The organism is Terrabacter sp. NPDC000476 (genome assembly GCF_040300125.1).
In the GTDB taxonomy this organism is placed as follows: domain Bacteria; phylum Actinomycetota; class Actinomycetes; order Actinomycetales; family Dermatophilaceae; genus Terrabacter.
This window is the reverse complement of sequence record NZ_JBEPDF010000003.1, coordinates 255617-274364: the sequence shown is the minus strand read 5'-3', so window position 1 is coordinate 274364 and position 18748 is coordinate 255617. Positions and strand designations below refer to the sequence as shown.

Sequence of the window (18748 nt, the reverse complement as noted above, 5' to 3'; positions counted from 1 at the left end):
GCACACCCTAGTGGGGGCTCGTTTCGCGCGTGTGACGAGACCCTAGGCTGTCGGGGTGACCGACGAGACCACGCCCGACGACACGGCGACGCGCGCCGGCACGAACCCGCCGATCGCCCCCCTCCACGTGCCGATGCTGCGCATCGTCGAGGTCGGGCTCGGGGTATGGGTGCTCGCGCTGGTCGTCACCCTCGTCGTCCCCGCGCTGCACGAGGGCGACCGCAGCTGGTGGCCCTGGACGTGCGTGGCCGGCTTCGTCCTCGGCAGCATCGGCTGGGCCTACGTGCGTCGCGGTCGCGGCAACGCGCGCGACGCCGCCTGAGCCCTCCCGTCCGAGCAGGTATGCCGGCCGGCCGGGTCAGCGGTCGGGCCGAGCGGGTCAGTCGGTGACCGGGTCGTCCGAGGACTGCGGCTCGGGCTGCTCGGTGTCGGCCGGCTCGATGTCGGGCTGACCGGCGTCGGCCGGCTCGATGTCGGGCTGACCGGCGTCGGCCGGCTCGGTGTCGGACGGCGCGGCCTCGGGCCCGTCGGTGCGGGCCGCCCGCTCGGCGGGCTCGAGGTCGACGGCGAACTCGTCGACGATCGGGTCGCCGACCGGGGTCGGCTCCGGGTGGTCCATGTCGGTCTCGGAGTGCGCGCCGCAGCCGTGGTCGAGCGAGACGACCCGACCGTCCGAGGGGCTCCACTCGTTGGCGCAGACCCCGAAGGTGGCGCGCAGGGCGCCGGCCATCGGCAGGAAGTAACCGCACGTCGTGCACTGCGCGGTCGCCTTGGTCGCGACCTCCGAGGTCGGCCCGTTGTCGCCGTCGTACCAGCGGGTGGCCGCGGCCTCCCGGCCCTCGGCCGAGAGCACGCGGGGACGGCCGAGGCCCAGCTCGAAGAGGGCCATCCGGTCGACGTCCTCCTCGCCCGTGGCCTCGAAGCCGGCCTCGAGGAAGGGGTCGTCGGGGCGGAACGGCAGCACGTCGCCCGCGCCGAGGTCGCCGGGGGCGAGCCGGTCGGCATACGGCAGCCACTCGGGGGCGAGCACGGCCTCGGGGCCGGGCAGCAGGTTCGTCTCGCAGACCGTCGCGACCTTGCCGCGGGGCACGCGCGCGACGCTGACGCCCCACCGCCAGCCCGTGTAGCCCGCCGACGTGCACTCGAACCAGTGCATGCCGAGGCGCTCCTCGAGCAGGTCCATGCCGACGTGCGCGCCCACGGTGCCGGGCTCGGCGATCTCCTCGAGCACGCCGCGGGCGAGGTCGGCGGCGGCGAGCAGCACCGCGTCGGTCTTGGGGGTGGTGACGGTCATCGGGTCACTTCTCCAGCTCGTCGGCGAGGCCGCGGAGGGCCCGGGCCACGTTCGAGGCGAGCTTGCGGTCGGGTCGGCGGCCGGCGCGGTAGCCCTCACCGACGCCGTCGAGCAGCTGGACGACGTCCTCGATGATGACGACGAGCTCCTCGGGCGTCCGGCGCTCGCGGGCCGACATGTTCGCGGCGACCGACGCGACCGGGTCGAGCAGCTTGACCGAGAGCGCCTGCGCGCCCTTGCGGCCCTCGACGATGCCGAACTCGACGCGCGCGCCCTTCTTCAGGGTCGTGACGCCCTGCGGGAGGGCGTTCGCGTGCAGGAAGACGTCCGCGCCGGAGTCCTCGGCGATGAAGCCGAAACCCTTGTCCGCGTCGAAGAACCTGACCTTGCCAGTCGGCACAGTCCACCTCGTCCAGTGATCGTCGGTCGCGCGTGTGACGGCACGACTCGATGGCGCTCTCTGCGCTCGTCTCCCAGCCTAACGGCTCGGCGCAAACCGATTCGCGCGCCGAGCGCAGCCACCGCCGTGGTCGCGGCCGGCGGTCCGCGAAGTCAGCCGGGCGTGATGCCCCACGTGCCGGTCCACTCGGCGCCGGGCTCGAGCAGGACGACCCCCGCCCCCGAGTTGAACGCGTCGGCCGGGCAGCTCATCGGCTCGACGGCGATGCCGACCGCGTCCTTGCGGTCCGCCGCGATCGCCGTGAAGACCTGCAGCCAGCCGAAGGACGCGTCGGCCCAGAGCGTCGCGGAGCGGTCGGCGGCCCGCACGACGGCCCTCCAGAGCCCGTCCGCGTCGCGCTCGACGTCGGTGTAGGCGGTGTCGAGCCGCACGTCGCCCACGCGGTGCGCGGTGCGGAAGTCGTAGGGCTGCCCCTCGACGGGGCGGTCGGCGACGGGAAGCAGCCGCTCGTCGACCTCGACCCAGGAGGCGGCCGGGATGCGCAGCTCGACGTCGGGCAGGAGCGTCTCGCCGATCGCGAGATAGGGGTGGGCGCCGTAGCCGAAGGGCGCCGTCGTCGGCCCGACGTTGCGGGCCGCGGTCGTCACGACGAGGCCCGAGTCGTCGAGCAGGTAGGTCGTGCGCAGGTTGAGGAAGTGGTCCCAGCCCGGCTGCGGGTGCAACCGGTAGCCGACGGTGACGCGGTCGTCCGCGTGGTCGACGAGCTCCCAGAGCGCCCAGCGCACGAGGCCGTGGCTCGCGTTGTGCAGCGGCACCTCGGTGACGGGCAGCTGGTGCTCGACGCCGTCCGCGGTGTAGCGCCCGTCACGGATCCGGTTGGGCCAAGGCATCAGCTGCTGCCCGCGTCCCGAGCGGCACGCCTCGTCGGCGCCGTAGCCGGCCACGACGTCGACCCCGTCGCGGGTCATGGTCCGCAGGCCGCCCCCCACCTCGACGACGGTGGCCTCGAACGGGCCGTGCCCGATCGTCCACTGCTCCCCGGTCGGCAGCGCCGGGGCGGGCTCGGCCGCAGGGGCCGGCGAGAGCGCGCTCATGGGGGTCACGCTAGCGCCGTCGGGGGCGGCGCGAGTCGGGCCACCGGCATCCGGGCAGTAGGTTGGGAGGATGGCCACCCCGAGCCGGAGCCTCGCCGACGACATCCGCGGTCGCAGCGACGCAGAGCTCATCGACCTCGTGCTCGCGCGCCCGGACCTCGCGCGCCCCGCGCCGGCCGACCTGACGAGCCTCGCGGCCCGGGCCGGCACCCGCGCGAGCGTGCAGCGCGCCGTCGAGGCGCTCGACCGCGGCCACCTCCAGGTGCTCGAGGCCGTCGTCGTGGCGGGCGACGCCGCCGAGCGCGGCGACCTGCTGCGGCTGCTCGGCACCGACGACGGCGCCACGGTCGAGACGATCCTCGAGGACCTCCGGCGCTGCGCCCTGCTCTGGCGCGGGCCCGACGGCGACCACGTCGTGCGCACCGTGCCCGAGGTGCTCGGCACCTCGGTGGCGGGCCTCGGCGCGCCGATGCGCGAGCTGCGACCGTCGTCGCCCCCGGAGCACGCCGACCCGGGGCACATCCGGGCCGCGCTCGCGGAGGCCCCCGACGACTCCCGGGCGATGCTCGAACGGATGACGTGGGGCCCGGCCTTCGGCGTGCTGCCCACCGCCGCGCCCGCGCGCACGACCGCCCGGTGGCTGCTCGAGCGCCACCTGCTCGTGCCCGTCTCCGCCGACCGCGTCGCGCTCCCCCGCGAGGTCGGCCTCGTGCTGCGCGACGGGCAGCTGCACCGCAGCGTCGAGCTCACCCCACCCGCCGTCGCGACGCGGCCGGTCAGCCTCGTCGACGCCGCGGCCGGCGGCGCCGCCAGCGAGTGCCTGACGCACGTCGACGAGCTCGCCGCCGCGTGGGGGGCCGACCCGCCGCGGGTGCTGCGGGCCGGCGGCCTCGCCGTCCGCGACCTGCGCACCACCGCGTCGGCCCTCGACCTCGACTCCGTGCACGCCGCGTTCGTCGTCGAGGTCACGTATGCCGCCGGGCTCGTCGCCGACGACGGCGAGGTCGTGCCAGTGTGGGCCCCCACGTCGGAGATCGACGAGTGGAGCTCGAGCGAGGCCGGGCACCGCTGGGCGGCGCTCGCCCTCGCCTGGTTCGGCTCGACCCGCGCACCGCACCTCGTCGGGCACCGGAGCACCGGCACCGGACCGGCGAACGCCCTCGGTCCCGACGCGCAGTGGCCGGCCATCCGGTCGATCCGCCGCGAGGTGCTGCGCGAGCTGGCCTCGGTCGAGCCCGGCCACGCCCCCGACCCGGCGTCGTTGCGCGCGCGGCTCGCGTGGCGACGGCCGAACCGGTCCGCGGCCGTGCTCGAGGAGGCCGTCGAGGCGGTGCTCCGCGAGGCGGAGTGGCTCGGCGTCACCGGCCGCGGCGCGCTCTCGGAGGCGGGCCGCGCGCTGCTCGGCGCCCCCCACTCCCCCGACGAGGTGGCGGCCGCCGTGTCGGCGCACCTGCCCTCCCCCGTCGACCACATCCTCGTGCAGGCCGACCTCACCGCCGTCGCCCCCGGGCCGCTCGTCGGCGGTCTCGGCTCGTTCATGCGCCTCGCCGCCGACGTCGAGTCGCGCGGCGGCGCCACCGTCTACCGCTTCACGCCCGAGTCGGTGCGGCGCGCGCTCGACGCCGGCTGGACGGCCGCCGACTTCACCGACACGGTGCGCCGCTCGAGCCGCACGCCCGTGCCGCAGCCCCTCGAGTACCTCGTGCTCGACGTCGCCCGCAAGCACGGCCAGACCCGCATCGGCGGCGCCTCGGCCTACGTCCGCTCCGACGACGAGGCCGTGCTCGACACGATGCTCGCCTCGCGCGACCTCGCCCCCCTGCGGCTGCGGCGCCTCGCCCCCACCGTGCTCGTGTCGTCGGCCGACCCGCGCGTGCTCGTCGACCTGCTGCGCGACAACGGGTTCGCCCCGGTGCACGAGGGCCAGGACGGCTCCGTGGTGCACGCCGAGACGCCGCGCCGGCGGGCCGGCACGCGCCGCCGGGGACCCGGGCCGACCGTCTCCCCCGTCGACCGTCCCTCGACGCAGACCCTCGTCGACGGCCTGCGCGCGGCCGAGGCGACGGCCGACCAGCGCCGCGCCGACGACGACGCGAGGCCCGGGCCGCGCATCCAGACCATGGACCCCGTGGTCACGCTGTCGCTGCTGCGCGACGCCGTCGCCGACCGGCACGGCGTGTGGATCGGCTACTCCGACGGCCATGGCGCGACGAGCCGCCACCTCATCCACCCCCAGAAGGTCGAGGGCGGACGGGTGCGGGCCACCGACGAGTCCGGCCACGAGAAGTCCTACTCGGTGCACCGGATCACCGGGGCCACCGTCGAGGGCTGAGCGACCATGTCCGGCAACGCATCCCGCAGTCGCCACCGGCCGGCATACGTGCTCCACGACCACCGGAGGCCGCGCCCGCACTTCGACCTGCGCCTCGAGGAGGGCGGCGTGCTGCGCTCGTGGGCGGTGCCCAAGGGGCTGCCGACCTCGAGCCGCCACGACCGGCTGGCCGTGGCGGTCGACGACCACGCCATGGACCACCTCGGCTACACCGACGAGCACAAGTCGATCGCCGACACGGGCTGGTGGGAGGAGGAGTCGCGCGACGACCACCGGATCGTCCTCGTGCTGCACGGGCGCACCGGCTCGCGGCGCTACGCCCTGATCCGCACCGACCGCGACTGGCTGCTGCACCTCACGAAGGACCAGCCCCCGGGCTGAGGGCGCTCAGGCCCCGGCGAGCGCCCGCACGACGTTGCTCGGCGACGGCCGCCCGAGCTGCCCGGCCATCCAGACCGACGTCTCGACGAGCGCGTCGAGGTCGACGCCCGTCTCGACGCCCGCGCCGTGCAGGGCCCAGACGAGGTCCTCGGTCGCGAGGTTGCCGGTCGCGGACTTCGCGTAGGGGCAGCCACCGAGCCCGCCGGCGGCCGCGTCGACGACCGACACCCCGTCGCGGAGGGCGGCCATCGTGTTGGCGAGCGCCTGGCCGTAGGTGTCGTGGAAGTGGACCGCGACCCGGTCGGCGTCGATGCCGCGCGCGGCGAGCGCCTCGAGCAGCCGGTGCACGTGACCGGTCGTGCCGACGCCGATGGTGTCGCCGAGGCTCAGCTCGTGGCAGCCGAGGTCCATCAGCCGCTCGGCGGTGTCGACGACCTGCGCGATCGGCACCGGCCCCTCCCAGGGGTCGCCGAAGCACATGGAGACGTAGGCGCGCACCCACATCCCGCCCTCGAGCGCCCGCTTCACGACCGGCTCGAACATCGCGTACTGCTCGGTGACCGACCGGTTGAGGTTCTTCTGCGCGAAGGTCTCGGTGGCCGAGCCGAAGATCGCGATCGCCGACAGTCCGAGCTCCTCGGCGCGGTCGAGGCCGCGCTCGTTGGGCACGAGGGCCGGCCGACGACGGCCCAGCCCGTCGGCGCCGAGGGCCTTGAGCACCTGCTCGGCGTCGCCCATCTGCGGCACCCACCTCGCCGGCACGAACGACGTCGTCTCGATGGTGCCGAGCCCGGCGGCCTCGAGGCGCCGGACGAACTCCACCTTGGTGGCGGCCGGCACGACGGTCTTCTCGTTCTGCAGCCCGTCGCGCGGACCGACCTCGTAGATCGTCACCTTCGCGGGCAGCCCCGTCGCCGCCTCGACCTGTGGGGATCGCATGCGCCCATACTGTCACCACGGCACCAGCCGTCCCCGCCGCCGGTTCGATGTGTTCCGTGGTCGCGGGTGACCGTGGAATACATCGCACCGAGGGCAGGGTTGAGCACTGACGATGAATGACGGACCCCTGATCGTCCAGAGCGACAAGACCCTCCTCCTCGAGGTCGACCACCCGAACGCCGAGGCCGCGCGACGCGCCATCGCCCCGTTCGCCGAGCTCGAGCGCGCCCCCGAGCACGTGCACACCTACCGCATCACGCCCCTCGGCCTGTGGAACGCCCGCGCGGCCGGGCACGACGCCGAGCAGGTCGTCGACGCCCTCCTCACCCACAGCCGGTATGCCGTCCCCAACGCCCTGCTCGTCGACGTGGCCGACACGATGGACCGCTACGGCCGGCTCACCCTCGAGAAGGAGGGGCTGGCCGACTCCGAGGGGGGCACCCGCCTCGTGCTGCGCACGACCGACCGGCCGGTGCTCGAGGAGGTGCTGCGGCACAAGAAGATCAAGCCGCTGACGGGCGAGCGCATCGACGACCTCGCCGTCACGGTGCACCCGAGCGAGCGCGGCACGCTCAAGCAGGAGCTGCTCAAGGTCGGTTGGCCGGCCGAGGACCTCGCCGGCTACGTCGACGGCGAGGCGCACCCCATCGACCTCCAGCAGGACGGCTGGCACCTGCGGCCCTACCAGCAGCACGCCGTCGACGGTTTCTGGCACGGCGGCAGCGGCGTGGTCGTGCTGCCCTGCGGCGCGGGCAAGACCCTCGTCGGCGCCGGCGCGATGGCGGCGGCCAAGGCGACGACGCTCATCCTCGTGACGAACACCGTGAGCGCGCGGCAGTGGAAGGACGAGCTGCTCAAGCGGACCACGCTGACCGAGGACGAGATCGGCGAGTACTCCGGTGCGCGCAAGGAGATCCGGCCCGTGACGATCGCGACCTACCAGGTGCTGACGACGAGGCGGAAGGGCGCCTACACCCACCTCGACCTGCTCGACGCCCGCGACTGGGGCCTCGTCGTCTACGACGAGGTGCACCTGCTGCCCGCCCCGATCTTCCGCATGACGGCCGACCTCCAGGCGCGCCGCCGGCTCGGGCTCACCGCGACGCTCGTGCGCGAGGACGGCCGCGAGGCCGACGTCTTCAGCCTGATCGGCCCGAAGCGCTTCGACGCGCCGTGGAAGGACATCGAGGCCCAGGGCTACATCGCCCCCGCCGACTGCGTCGAGGTGCGCGTCAGCCTCCCCGAGGGCCAGCGGATGGCGTATGCCGTGAGCGAGCCCGACGACCGCTACCGCCTCGCGTCGTGCTCCGACGCGAAGCTGCCCGTCGTCGAGGCGCTCGCGAAGCGGCACGAGGGCGAGCCGACGCTCGTCATCGGCCAGTACCTCGACCAGCTGCACGAGGTCGCCGACCGGCTCGGCGCCGAGGTCATCACGGGCGAGACGACGGTCAAGGAGCGCCAGCGCCTCTACGACGCGTTCCGCACCGGTGAGATCACGACCCTCGTCGTCAGCAAGGTCGCGAACTTCTCCATCGACCTGCCCGAGGCGAGCGTCGCGATCCAGATCAGCGGCACCTTCGGCTCGCGCCAGGAGGAGGCCCAGCGCCTCGGCCGGGTGCTGCGGCCCAAGGGCGACGGCCGCACGGCGCACTTCTACACGATCGTCTCGCGCGACACGGTCGACGCCGACTTCGCCGCGCACCGCCAGCGCTTCCTCGCCGAGCAGGGGTACGCCTACCGGATCGTCGACGCCGACGACCTCTGAGGGCGGACCGCCGAGCGGACGGCCGTCCCACTGGGTGGCCGAATTAGGTCAGGAGAGCCTCACCTAATTACCATCGAGCGCGTGGGCAAGCTCAAGGCCAAGGACGTGGCGAAGCTCAAGCCGAAGTCCAAGTGCTGCAAGGACAGCCCGCGGTGCACGAAGTGCCCCGTGGTGATCAAGCGACTCTGCGAGCAGGACTGCGCCTCGATGTGCGGCAAGGACTTCAAGAAGGCGCTCGCCAAGGCCCGCCGCCGCTGAGCCGGGGCACCCGACGGCGCGGACGGCAGCCGACGGTGCGGACGGCATACGGGATCGCCCGGCATTCCCAGCCAACTCCCAGCGAACGCCCTGACACTGGGAGGGTGGACACCCAGACCGCATCGGCCCCCGAGGCCCGCCTGCTCGTCGTCGAGGACGAGCCCAACATCCGCGAGCTGCTCGCGACGTCGTTGCGCTTCGCCGGGTTCGAGGTCGACACGGCCGGCGACGGCACGACGGCCCTCGCGATGGCCGCGGAGTCCGAGCCCGACCTCGTCGTGCTCGACGTCATGCTGCCCGACGTCGACGGCTTCGAGGTGACCCGCCGCCTGCGCGACCGCGGTCGGCAGCAGCCCATCGTGTTCGTCACGGCGCGCGACGCGACGGGCGACAAGATCCAGGGGCTCACGGTCGGCGGCGACGACTACGTCACCAAGCCGTTCAGCCTCGAGGAGGTCATCGCCCGCATCCGGGCCGTGCTGCGGCGCACGCGCGGCCAGGTCGACGAGGGCGCCACCCTCCGCTTCCACGACCTCGAGCTCAACGAGGACTCCCACGAGGTGCGCCGCGGCGGCCGGGTCATCGACCTGTCCCCCACCGAGTTCAAGCTGCTGCGCTACCTGCTGCTCAACCCGAACCGGGTGCTCTCCAAGCTGCAGATCCTCGACCACGTGTGGGACTACGACTTCCGCGGCGAGTCCGGCATCGTCGAGTCCTACATCTCCTACCTGCGCCGCAAGATCGACGCGGACGGGCCCTCGCTCATCCACACCAAGCGCGGCGTGGGTTACGTTCTGCGCGTGCCTCCCGAGCTGACCACCCCCTGACCGGGCGTCCGACGTGACGGACGAGACCGCCGAGCGCCGCGGCGCGCGCAGGACCGTGGGCCAGCGCCTCCGGGCGGTGCCGCTGCGGTGGCGCCTGCTCGGGGTGACGCTCGGGCTCATCGCCGTGGCGCTCGCGCTGACGACGCTCGTCGTGAGCGCGCTGCTGCGCAGCTACCTGCTCAACCAGGCCGAGAACGAGCTCGGCGTCTACGCCGCGAGCATCTCCTCGATCGACGCGCGCGAGCTGGCCGAGGTGGGCACACGGCTGCCCTCCGGCTTCACGGCGCGCACCACCGACGTGCGCACGGGCTCCACCGTCTCGATCTTCGAGGCCGTCACCGAGTCGGACCGGGCTCGCATCCCGGCGCTGCGCGCGACCTCGCCGCAGGTGGTCGACCGGCGCCCGTTCCGCGTCGACTCGATGAGCGGGCAGGGCCAGTGGCTCGCGCTCGCCCAGCTCAACGAGAGCGGCACCCTCGTCGTCGTGACGGCGCTGCCGCTGCGGCCGCTCGACAGCACGGTCAACCAGTTCCTGCTCTACGCCGGGGCGATCGGCGCCATCGCGCTGCTCGTGAGCGCGGCGCTCGGCTGGTACCTCGTCGGGCGCACCTTCCGGCCGTTGACCCGGATCGAGGACACGGCGGCCCAGATCGCCGTCGGCGACCTCACCCAGCGCGTCGAGGTGCCCGACACCGACGACGAGGTCGCCTCGCTGTCACGCTCGCTCAACTCGATGCTGGCCCGCATCGAGCAGAGCTTTGCCGTGCGCGAGGCCAACGAGGAGAAGATGCGGCGCTTCATCGCCGACGCCTCGCACGAGCTGCGCACCCCGCTCGCGGCCGTCGGCGGCTACGCCGAGCTCTACCGTCAGGGGGCGCTGCCGAACCCGGACGCCGTCACCGGCGCCATGGGCCGCATCGAGTCCGAGGCGCACCGGATGAGCGGGCTCGTCGAGGACCTGCTGACGCTCGCGCGCCTCGACGGGGAGCGCCCGCTCGAGCTGCAGACCGTCGACCTCGCGGTGCTCGCCGCCGACGCGGCGCAGGACGCCCGCACCATCGCGCCGGGTCGCCACATCGTCGCGACCGGCATCCACGGGCCCATCGAGCCGACCGAGCTCGAGGCCGACGAGCAGCAGCTGCGACAGGTCGTGACGAACCTCGTGACGAACGCGCGGGTGCACACGCCCGAGGGGACGCCGATCGAGATCCTCGTCGGCGCGCTCGACCACGGCCACGTCGCCCTCCACGTGCGCGACCACGGCCCGGGCGTGCCGGAGAAGGACCGCGACGAGGTCTTCGAGCGCTTCTACCGGGCCGACTGGTCGCGCAGCCGGGGCAAGGGCGGGGGCAACGGGCTCGGCCTCGCCATCGTGCACGCCATCGTCGGCGCGCACCGGGGCCGCGTGCGGGTGGCGGAGACCCCCGGGGGCGGGGCGACGTTCGTCGTCGAGCTGCCGACGCGCTCGCCGGGCGCCGGAAGGCCGGCCCCGGCGATCCGGCACCAAGCCACAGCCGATTCCTAGGAACGGCACAACCGCGACCAAAGCTGCCTCGGTGGAATGGGGACCAAGAGACCACATCGAGGAGGAGCCATGACCTTGGCACCCGAGGACCGCACGCAGCAGATCCCGCAGCAGATCCCGACGCAGGGCGACTACTACAGCCAGTCCGCCCCGGCCGCTCCCCCCACGCCGCCCGCGCCGCCGACGCCGCCGCTCGGCGAGGGCTCGCGCCCGACGCCGAAGCGCGACCGGCGCCTCGGGCAGACGGCCGTCACGGCGCTGCTCGCGGCCGTCCTCGCGAGCGGCGGCACGTATGCCGTCACCTCGCTCGACGGCTCGGGCACCTCCACCTCGACGGCGCCGGCCTCGACGTCCACGACGCAGCAGAACCAGAACACGTCGCCGACCGTCGTGCAGGGCAACGCCTCCAGCCCCGACTGGCGGGCCGTCGCGGCCGCCGTGGCGCCCAGCGTCGTCAGCATCGACGTCACGACCCAGCAGGGGTCGGGCGCCGGGTCCGGTGTCGTCTTCGACCGGAGCGGCCACATCCTCACGAACAACCACGTCGTCGGCGACGCCACCGGCAACGGCGCGATCAGCGTGACCCTGAGCGACGGGCGCACCTACGGCGCGACCATCGTGGGCACCGACGCGTCGACCGACCTCGCCGTCATCAAGCTGACGAACGGCCCCTCCGACCTGACGCCGATCAGCCTCGGCGACTCCGACGCGCTCAAGGTCGGCGACCCCGCCATGGCCGTCGGCAACCCGCTCGGGCTCTCGGGCACCGTGACGACGGGCATCGTCTCGGCCCTCGACCGCCCGGTCAGCACCGGCACGTCGAGCGAGTCGCCCTTCGGCCAGCAGCAGTCCTCGGGCGACGAGGTCGTGACGAACGCCATCCAGACGTCCGCGGCGATCAACCCCGGCAACTCCGGCGGTGCGCTCGTCAACGGCAAGGGCGAGCTCATCGGCATCAACAGCTCGATCGCCTCGCTGGGCCAGAGCTCGAACAGCCAGAGCGGCAACATCGGCATCGGCTTCGCCATCCCGATCAAGGAGGCCAAGTCGATCGCCGACCAGCTCATCAAGAGCGGCAAGGCCGAGCACGCCTTCCTCGGGGTCAGCACCCGTGACACCGTCGTCACCGACGGCGCGGCCAGGCGCGCGGGCGCCCAGGTCGTCTCGGTGAGCGGCGGCACCCCCGCCGCGAACGCCGGCATCAGGAACGGCGACGTCGTCATCGCGGTCGACGGCCAGCGCGTCGACTCCGCCACCGCCCTCGTCGCGCAGATCCGCGAGATGACGGCCGGCGACAAGACGACGCTCACGGTGATCCGCGGCGGCAGCCGCCAGGACGTGCAGGTCACGCTCGCGGTCAAGCCCGCCACGTCGAGCTGACGCCCAGAACTTCGCGCCGGGTCACGGACGGGGTGACGACACCCCGGACGTGACCCGGGCGAGGCCAGCCCCGCGCGGGCGTGCGGATTGGGGGCGGTGGGGGCCGCACGCGTACCCTTGCGCGGTGAGTGAGACCGAGAACGAGCTGGACCCCGCTGCCGTCGTGCGCCTCGACCCCGAGGACGTCGCGACCGCCGTGCGGGTGCTGGCCCTGGCTCCGTCGCTCGAGATCGACGACCCGGACTTCGAGACCCTCAAGCGGGCCGCGTCGCTGATGTACAAGCGGCTCAAGAAGGACCGCCGCAACGCCAAGACGTGGGCCGAGCGCAAGGCCGACCGGCAGGTCATCGAGTCGACGGCCACGGGATCGCCGATGCGCATCGACGACGAGACCAAGGGAATCCCCTTGGTCTCCAACGCGACCGGCGCCTACGCGGGTGAGCTCGTCAACCCACGTGGCTGCTACATCTGCAAGCGCGACTACACCCTCGTCGACGCGTTCTACCACTGGCTCTGCCCCGACTGCGCGCGGACGAGCCACGCCAAGCGCGACCAGCGCACCGACCTCAGCGGCAAGCGCGCGCTCCTCACCGGCGGCCGCGCCAAGATCGGGATGTACATCGCGCTGCGGCTGCTGCGTGACGGCGCCCACACGACGATCACGACGCGCTTCCCCAAGGACGCGATGCGCCGGTTCGCCTCGATGGAGGACAGCGCCGACTGGATCGACCGGCTCAAGATCGTCGGCATCGACCTGCGCGACCCGACCCAGGTCGTCGCGCTCGCCGACGAGGTCGCCGCCGCCGGGCCGCTCGACATCCTCGTCAACAACGCCGCGCAGACGGTGCGCCGCTCCCCCGGCGCCTACAGCAACCTCGTGGAGCTCGAGTCGGCGCCGCTGCCCGACGGCGTGCGGCTGCCCGAGATGGTGACGTTCGACCGCATCAGCGAGGCGCACCCCGCCTCGATCGCCGGCGCCCTGGGCTCGCACGCGGTCGCCCACCACGACGGGGAGTCGGTCGAGCACGCGATCGCCGCCCAGACCGCCGCCTCGATGACGGCCCTGGCGCTCTCGGCCGGCCACGCGAGCCTCGAGGCGCACCGCGCCGGCACCGCCGTCGACGCCGGCGGCCTGCTGCCCGACCTGCAGCGCACCAACTCGTGGACCCAGAAGGTCGAGGAGGTCGACCCGCTCGAGCTGCTCGAGGTGCAGCTGTGCAACTCGACGGCGCCCTTCATCCTCGTCTCGCGGCTGCGCCCGGCCATGCGGGCCGCGGTCACCGCCGGGGCGCGACGGGCCTACGTCGTCAACGTCTCGGCGATGGAGGGCCAGTTCTCCCGCCGCTACAAGGGGCCCGGCCACCCGCACACGAACATGGCCAAGGCGGCGCTCAACATGATGACGCGCACCAGCGCGGGCGAGATGTTCGAGACCGACCGCATCCTCATGACCGCCGTCGACACCGGCTGGATCACCGACGAGCGGCCGCACGACGAGAAGCTGCGCATCGCGGCCGAGGGCTGGCACGCCCCGCTCGACCTCGTCGACGGCGCCGCCCGCGTCTACGACCCCATCGTGCGCGGCGAGGCCGGCGAGGACCTCTACGGCTGCTTCGTCAAGGACTACGAGCCCAGCCCCTGGTGACCCCGGGCGACCGTGGTCAGCCGAGGGTCTTGGCGTACCAGACCTCGGCGTAGAAGGCGTCGGAGAACGGCTCCACCTCGGCCCAGCCGTGGCTCACGTAGAGCGACCGGGCCTCCTCGAGGTCGAGCCGGGTGTCGAGCCGGATCGAGCCGACGCCCCAGACGCGCGCCACCTCCTCGGCCGTGGCGAGCAGGCTGCCGCCGAGCCCGGCGCCGCGCAGTTCCGGGCGGACGTAGAGCCGGCGCAGCTCCGCCACCCGTGCCCCCGTGGCGTCCCGCAGGCGGCGCACCCCCACGCAGCCGCCCAGCACGTCGGGGTCGTCGAGGCCGCGGGCCACGACGAAGACCCCCGTCGGCGGGGCGAGGTCGTCGCTGCGCATCTGCGGGAAGCCCGTCGCGATCTCCTCGGGCGTGGAGTCCCGGCCCTCGCGCAGCCGGTACCACCGGTCGCTCACCTCGACGTAGTAGTCGCGCAGCAGCGCCTCGCACCCCGGGCTCCGCACGTCGGCGAGCTCGACGACCCAGCCACCGGCGCCCGTCGCGCGGCCGCTCACGACACCTCCGGCCCCGGCGGCTCGGGCAGCGCCAGCCCGTCGGCGACGACCTGCGTCATGAACGCGATGAGGTCGCTCCGACGACGGGCGGGCTCGCCGGCATACGTCGTCGGGTCGTCGGGGCGCTCACGCACCCGCAGCGCCTCCTCGAGGATCTCGCGGTGCGCCGGGTAGGCGGTGAGGGCCCAGCGGCCGGCGCCCGACTTCGACGTCGGCGCGCCGGTGACGAGGAGGTGGACGAGCCGCGGCGCCCCGAGGGCTCCCCACTCGGCCGCCTGCGGCAGCGACGCCTCGCGCGGGTGGTGCTCCATCGCCTCGAGCTGCGCGCGCCAGTAGGTGCGCAGGTTGTGGCGGGTCGCCTCACGCAGCGCCGCGTCGTCGCTCCAGACCTGCAGGTCGCGAAGCTCCCTGCCGTGCAGCGTGATCCCGTGGTCACGCAGCTCCCGCCAGGTGATGTGCACGACGTCGGCGTGGTGGCCGACGTCGAACCAGCCGTGCAGCACCCCGGGCACGTCGGGCACGACGTCCGGCGAGCCGCGGAGGTCGTCGGCCACGACGTAGAAGCCGTCGTATGCCGGCTCCGGCCGCCGCCGCTCGAGCTCGGTGTGGACGCGGCGCAGCCCGTCGACCTCGGCCTCCGTCGGACGGCGCTGCACGACGGCGACGAAGTCGATGTCGCTGCGCCCCCAGAACTCGCCGTCGAAGCCGATCGAGCCGTGCAGGTGCAGCCCCTCGAGCAGGCCGGGGAACCCCGCGTCGAGCAGCGCGACGTGCGCGTCCGTCACCTCACGGACGACCGCCGGCAGCTCGGCGCGGGTCGGGGTCGCCACGGCTCAGACGGCGGCGCCGAAGGCCGCCCGGGACGCGAGCGCCTCGCGCAGCTCGGCGTCGGCGTCCACGAGCGATCGGTGGACCGCCGGCGTCAGGTCGTCGCGCGCGATCGTGTCGGCGCTGAGGCGGGCCGTCTCCTCGGTGAAGACGCGCGGGTAGGCCACGAGGACGACGCGTGAGAGCGCGTCCTCCCCCACCCAGCCCGACATGGCCGGCACGTCGGTGAAGTAGCGGGGCACGTAGTCGGCGACGAGGGCGTCGTCGGGGGCGGCCCAGAAGCCGCGCGCGAGGTGGACCATCTCGTAGTTCGACCGGCCCTCCTGCCCGGTCAGCTGCTGCCACGCCCAGGCCTTGGCCTCGGGGTCCGGCAGGCTGGCCCGGCACATCAGGGCGTTGAGGCCGCCCTGGAGCGTGTCGTCCTTGGCCCGGAACGCGTCGATGTCACCGGCGTCGACGAGTCCGCGCGAGGCGAGGTTGCGCACGACGATCCAGCGGAAGTCGCCGTCGTCCTCGAGGCCGGCGGGCAGGCCCTGGCCGTCGGCCCAGGCCTGCAGCAGCGCCTCGTCGTCGCTCGTGCCCGCGACGAGGCGGGCGGCCGCGAGCGACTCGGTGGTGCCCGGCGTGGCGCGCTCGAGCAGCGCCGTGCCGGCCCGGTTGAGACGGGCGAGGGCGTCGGCCTGCTCCGCGCGCGGCACGAAGAAGGGCACGACGCGGTGCTCGGCGTAGGAGGCGACGCGGGTGAGGATCGAGGAGTTCGTCTCCACCGGCCAGGCCGCGTCGAACACGTCGAGGAAGTCGCGCGGGTCGACCGTTGCGCCGTGCACGCCGTCGACGAGCGCGGACCAGACGACGGCCCGGGCCTGCTCGTCGGGCACCTGGGACAGCTGCTCGCGCAGACCCGCGACGGTGGCGTCGTCGAGGCGCACCCGGGCCCACGTCAGGTCGCTCGCGTTGGGCAGCAGCAGCGCCGGCACCGGGCCGCCCTCGAGCTCGGCGAGCACCGTCTCGTCGGCGCTGACCGTCGTGCGCACGCGCGCGACCTCGCGGCCGTCGGTCCAGCCCGCGACGTCGAAGGCGTGGGGCCGGTCGGCGGCGCGGTCGGCCGGCGACTCGCGGTGCACGACCGCGGACCCGACGACGCCGCCCTGCTCCTGCACCTCGACCGAGATCGTGTCGCGGTCGGCCGTGAGCAGCCAGGCGCGCGACCAGGCCGTCAGGTCCTTCCCGCTCGCGGTCTCGATGGCCGCGAGGAAGTCGGCGAGCGTGCCGTTGCCGTAGGACTTGTCGGTGAGGTAGGCGCGCACCCCGGCGATGAACCGGTCGTCACCGACGTAGGCGATGAGCTGGCGCAGCGTGGCCGCGCCCTTGGCGTACGAGATGCCGTCGAAGTTCTGCAGCGCGCTCTGGGCGTCGAGCGCCTCGACGCCGGCGACGGGGTGGGTCGACGGCGAGCGCTCGGCGCCGTAGCCCCACACCTTGCGCACGATCGAGGAGTCGACCCACGCGTCGGTGAAGTCGGTGGCGTCGACGAGGCACCGGTGGCTCATGTACTCGGCGAAGCTCTCGTTGAGCCAGAGGTCGTCCCACCACTTCATCGTGACGATGTCGCCGAACCACATGTGCGACATCTCGTGGCTGACCGTGTTGGCGCGCGTCAGCAGCTCGTCGCGCGTCGCGGCGCCGCGGTAGAGGTACTGGTCGCGGAAGGTGACGCAGCCGGGGTTCTCCATGGCGCCGGCGTTGAACTCCGGCACGAAGACCTGGTGGTACTCCCCGAACGGGTAGCGGATGCCGAAGAGGTCGTGGAAGTAGTCGAACGAGCGCTTCGTCACGTCGAACAGCTCGGCGGCGTGCCGCTCGAGCGGCTCGCGGAGGGAGGCGCGGGCGTGCACCCCGAGCGGGACGCCGTCGTGCTCGTCGCGCACGGAGACGTAGGGGCCCGCGCAGACCGTCATGAAGTAGGTGGCGAGCGGCTTCGTCGTCTCGAGGTGCCACGTGCCTGCCCCGGACTGCGTGGCCGCGCCGTTGCCGAGCACGATCCAGTCGAGGGGCGCGCGCACCGTCACGTCGTAGGGCGCCTTGAGGTCGGGCTGGTCGAAGCACGCGTACACGCTGGGTGCGGCGTCGAGGAAGAGGTGGCCGTAGACGTAGTCGCGGTCGTCGGCGGGGTCGGTGGCCCGGTGCAGGCCCTGGCCGTCGTGGCTGTAGGCCATGGTCGCGGCGACGACGAGCTCGTTGTCGGCGGCGAGGTCGCGCAGCGGCAGCCGTCCGTCGGCGACGTCCGCGGGGTCGAGCGGCCGGCCGTTCAGCGAGACCGTCTCGACCGAGCGCGCCTTGAGGTCCACCCACGAGTCGGCGCCCGGGTGCGCGCACGTGAAGCGGACGCTCGTGCGCGAGCCGAAGACCTCCGCACCCTGGTCGAGGTCGAGGTCGACGGCGTACGACGTGACGGTGAGCAGCGAGGATCGCTCGCGGGCTTCGGCCAGTGTGAGACTGCGCATGGGCCCGAGCCTGCCAGATGGACGGCCCCGGCGTCGCTCGGGTGGCCTCCCGGCGTGCGCAGACCTCGTGGCGCGGGGCCCGGGACCGGCCTCAGCCGCGGTGAGGGCCGCCGGCCATCGTCTCGAGGCGGGCGATGCGCTGCTCCATCGGCGGGTGCGTCGAGAGGAAACGGGTCACGTCCTGGGCGCGGAACGGGCTCGCGATCATCATGTGGCTCGCGTTGACGATGTCCTGCTGCGGCGCGAGCGGGGCGCGGGCGACGCCCTGCTCGAGCTTGCGCAGCGCCGACGCCAGGGCGAGCGGGTCGCCGGTCAGCCTGGCGCCGTCCTCGTCGGCGTCGTACTCGCGGGTGCGGCTGATCGCCATCTGGATCATCATCGCGGCCATCGGCGCGAGCAGGCTCATGGCGAGCAGGGCGAAGGGGTTGGGGCGGTCCTCGTCGGAGCTGCCGCCACCGAACATGCTCGTGAACATCAGCATCTGGCCGATCGAGGTGATGACACCGGCGATGGCCGCGGCGACCGAGCTCGTGAGGATGTCGCGGTTGTAGACGTGCATCAGCTCGTGCCCGAGCACGCCCCGCAGCTCGCGCTCGTCGAGCAGCCCGAGGATGCCCTCGGTGCAGCAGACCGCGGCGTTCTGCGGGTTGCGGCCGGTCGCGAAGGCGTTCGGCGCCTGCGTGGGGCTGATGTAGAGACGGGGCATGGGCTTGCCTGCGGCCGTGGAGAGCTCGCGGACGATGCGGTACATCGCCGGCGCCTGCGCCTCGGAGACCGGGTAGGCGTGCATGGCCTTGATGGCCAGCTTGTCGCTGTTCCAGTAGCCGTAGAACGTCGTGGCGACGCCGATGAGCGCGAAGATCCAGATGAACCGGCCGCCGCCGACGAGGGCGCCGAGCCCGAGCAACAGGGCCCAGATGCCGCCGAAGAGCGCGGCCGTCTTGAGCCCGTTGAAGTGGTTGTGCATGCCGGGAGAACGAGCAGCCCGCACCGCGTGTTCCCGCTGGGAGCCCCCTGTGAGTC

At 73.6% G+C, this 18748-nt stretch carries 17 protein-coding genes; 9 read left to right on the top strand and 8 right to left on the bottom strand.

The window, feature by feature from the left end:
* Positions 1 to 55: 55 nt before the first annotated feature.
* Positions 56 to 322: a DUF2530 domain-containing protein gene (locus ABT295_RS17290; protein ID WP_352395635.1), complete on the top strand. Its 267-nt coding sequence runs from the start codon at positions 56 to 58 to the stop codon at positions 320 to 322.
* A 57-nt stretch (positions 323 to 379) separates the two neighbouring features.
* On the opposite strand, the gene ABT295_RS17285 is transcribed toward ABT295_RS17290, so the two are convergent.
* The 3 genes from ABT295_RS17285 to ABT295_RS17275 all read right to left on the bottom strand — a co-directional run bounded on the left by ABT295_RS17285 (position 380) and on the right by ABT295_RS17275 (position 2788).
* The gene (locus ABT295_RS17285) at positions 380 to 1294 is read right to left on the bottom strand and encodes a DUF3027 domain-containing protein (protein WP_352395634.1); all 915 of its coding nucleotides are present in this window, start codon (positions 1292 to 1294) and stop codon (positions 380 to 382) included.
* Positions 1295 to 1298: 4 nt separating this feature from the next.
* Positions 1299 to 1694, bottom strand: coding sequence for a cold-shock protein (locus ABT295_RS17280; RefSeq protein ID WP_352395633.1), 396 nt, complete (start codon positions 1692 to 1694; stop codon positions 1299 to 1301).
* Positions 1695 to 1846: 152 nt separating this feature from the next.
* On the bottom strand, positions 1847 to 2788 hold the full coding sequence (locus ABT295_RS17275) for an aldose 1-epimerase family protein (protein WP_352395632.1): 942 nt from the start codon (positions 2786 to 2788) through the stop codon (positions 1847 to 1849).
* Positions 2789 to 2858: 70 nt separating this feature from the next.
* On the opposite strand from ABT295_RS17275, the gene ABT295_RS17270 reads away from it, so the two are divergent.
* Both ABT295_RS17270 and ABT295_RS17265 read left to right on the top strand, forming a co-directional pair.
* Positions 2859 to 5120, top strand: a complete 2262-nt coding sequence (locus tag ABT295_RS17270) for a helicase-associated domain-containing protein (protein ID WP_352395631.1) — start codon at positions 2859 to 2861, stop codon at positions 5118 to 5120.
* Between the two features lie 6 nt (positions 5121 to 5126).
* Positions 5127 to 5501, top strand: coding sequence for a DNA polymerase ligase N-terminal domain-containing protein (locus ABT295_RS17265; protein ID WP_352395630.1), 375 nt, complete (start codon positions 5127 to 5129; stop codon positions 5499 to 5501).
* A 6-nt stretch (positions 5502 to 5507) separates the two neighbouring features.
* Here ABT295_RS17265 and ABT295_RS17260 read toward each other — a convergent pair whose 3' ends face one another.
* Positions 5508 to 6440, bottom strand: coding sequence for a hydroxymethylglutaryl-CoA lyase (locus ABT295_RS17260; RefSeq protein ID WP_352395629.1), 933 nt, complete (start codon positions 6438 to 6440; stop codon positions 5508 to 5510).
* 112 nt (positions 6441 to 6552) lie between these two features.
* On the opposite strand from ABT295_RS17260, the gene ABT295_RS17255 reads away from it, so the two are divergent.
* The 6 genes from ABT295_RS17255 (at position 6553) to ABT295_RS17230 (ending at position 13840) form a co-directional block, all read left to right on the top strand.
* Positions 6553 to 8205 carry a DNA repair helicase XPB gene (locus ABT295_RS17255; protein WP_352395628.1) on the top strand — a complete coding sequence of 551 codons (1653 nt, stop codon included), beginning with the start codon at positions 6553 to 6555 and terminating at the stop codon, positions 8203 to 8205.
* A gap of 81 nt (positions 8206 to 8286) precedes the next feature.
* Complete coding sequence (locus ABT295_RS17250; RefSeq protein ID WP_352395627.1) at positions 8287 to 8463, top strand: hypothetical protein; 177 nt, start codon at positions 8287 to 8289, stop codon at positions 8461 to 8463.
* Positions 8464 to 8567: 104 nt separating this feature from the next.
* Positions 8568 to 9290 carry a response regulator transcription factor gene (locus ABT295_RS17245; RefSeq protein WP_345506419.1) on the top strand — a complete coding sequence of 241 codons (723 nt, stop codon included), beginning with the start codon at positions 8568 to 8570 and terminating at the stop codon, positions 9288 to 9290.
* A gap of 13 nt (positions 9291 to 9303) precedes the next feature.
* Positions 9304 to 10815, top strand: a complete 1512-nt coding sequence (locus ABT295_RS17240) for a sensor histidine kinase (protein ID WP_352395626.1) — start codon at positions 9304 to 9306, stop codon at positions 10813 to 10815.
* A 69-nt stretch (positions 10816 to 10884) separates the two neighbouring features.
* Positions 10885 to 12195, top strand: a complete 1311-nt coding sequence (locus ABT295_RS17235; protein WP_352395625.1) for a S1C family serine protease — start codon at positions 10885 to 10887, stop codon at positions 12193 to 12195.
* A gap of 124 nt (positions 12196 to 12319) precedes the next feature.
* Positions 12320 to 13840: an SDR family NAD(P)-dependent oxidoreductase gene (locus ABT295_RS17230; RefSeq protein ID WP_352395624.1), complete on the top strand. Its 1521-nt coding sequence runs from the start codon at positions 12320 to 12322 to the stop codon at positions 13838 to 13840.
* A 16-nt stretch (positions 13841 to 13856) separates the two neighbouring features.
* Here the strand turns inward: ABT295_RS17230 and ABT295_RS17225 are convergent, their stop codons facing one another.
* From ABT295_RS17225 to htpX, 4 genes are all read right to left on the bottom strand, one after another.
* Positions 13857 to 14393, bottom strand: coding sequence for a GNAT family N-acetyltransferase (locus tag ABT295_RS17225; RefSeq protein ID WP_352395623.1), 537 nt, complete (start codon positions 14391 to 14393; stop codon positions 13857 to 13859).
* The gene (locus ABT295_RS17220; protein WP_352395622.1) at positions 14390 to 15223 is read right to left on the bottom strand and encodes a hypothetical protein; all 834 of its coding nucleotides are present in this window, start codon (positions 15221 to 15223) and stop codon (positions 14390 to 14392) included. Before ABT295_RS17220 ends, ABT295_RS17225 begins: the two co-directional genes overlap by 4 nt.
* A 3-nt stretch (positions 15224 to 15226) precedes the next feature.
* On the bottom strand, positions 15227 to 17725 hold the full coding sequence (gene pepN, locus ABT295_RS17215) for an aminopeptidase N (RefSeq protein WP_352395621.1): 2499 nt from the start codon (positions 17723 to 17725) through the stop codon (positions 15227 to 15229).
* Positions 17726 to 17816: 91 nt separating this feature from the next.
* The gene (htpX, locus tag ABT295_RS17210) at positions 17817 to 18692 is read right to left on the bottom strand and encodes a zinc metalloprotease HtpX (protein ID WP_352395620.1); all 876 of its coding nucleotides are present in this window, start codon (positions 18690 to 18692) and stop codon (positions 17817 to 17819) included.
* Between the last annotated feature and the right edge of the window lie 56 nt (positions 18693 to 18748).

Bases quoted from the DNA above. Each gene is read 5' to 3' on its own strand.
- ABT295_RS17285 (WP_352395634.1), bottom strand. From the start codon at position 1,294: ATGACCGTCACCACCCCCAAGACCGACGCGGTGCTGCTCGCCGCCGCC.
- ABT295_RS17275 (WP_352395632.1), bottom strand. From the start codon at position 2,788: ATGAGCGCGCTCTCGCCGGCCCCTGCGGCCGAGCCCGCCCCGGCGCTG.
- ABT295_RS17270 (WP_352395631.1), top strand. From the start codon at position 2,859: ATGGCCACCCCGAGCCGGAGCCTCGCCGACGACATCCGCGGTCGCAGC.
- ABT295_RS17265 (WP_352395630.1), top strand. From the start codon at position 5,127: ATGTCCGGCAACGCATCCCGCAGTCGCCACCGGCCGGCATACGTGCTC.
- ABT295_RS17260 (WP_352395629.1), bottom strand. From the start codon at position 6,440: ATGCGATCCCCACAGGTCGAGGCGGCGACGGGGCTGCCCGCGAAGGTG.
- ABT295_RS17255 (WP_352395628.1), top strand. From the start codon at position 6,553: ATGAATGACGGACCCCTGATCGTCCAGAGCGACAAGACCCTCCTCCTC.
- ABT295_RS17235 (WP_352395625.1), top strand. From the start codon at position 10,885: ATGACCTTGGCACCCGAGGACCGCACGCAGCAGATCCCGCAGCAGATC.
- pepN (WP_352395621.1), bottom strand. From the start codon at position 17,725: ATGCGCAGTCTCACACTGGCCGAAGCCCGCGAGCGATCCTCGCTGCTC.
- htpX (WP_352395620.1), bottom strand. From the start codon at position 18,692: ATGCACAACCACTTCAACGGGCTCAAGACGGCCGCGCTCTTCGGCGGC.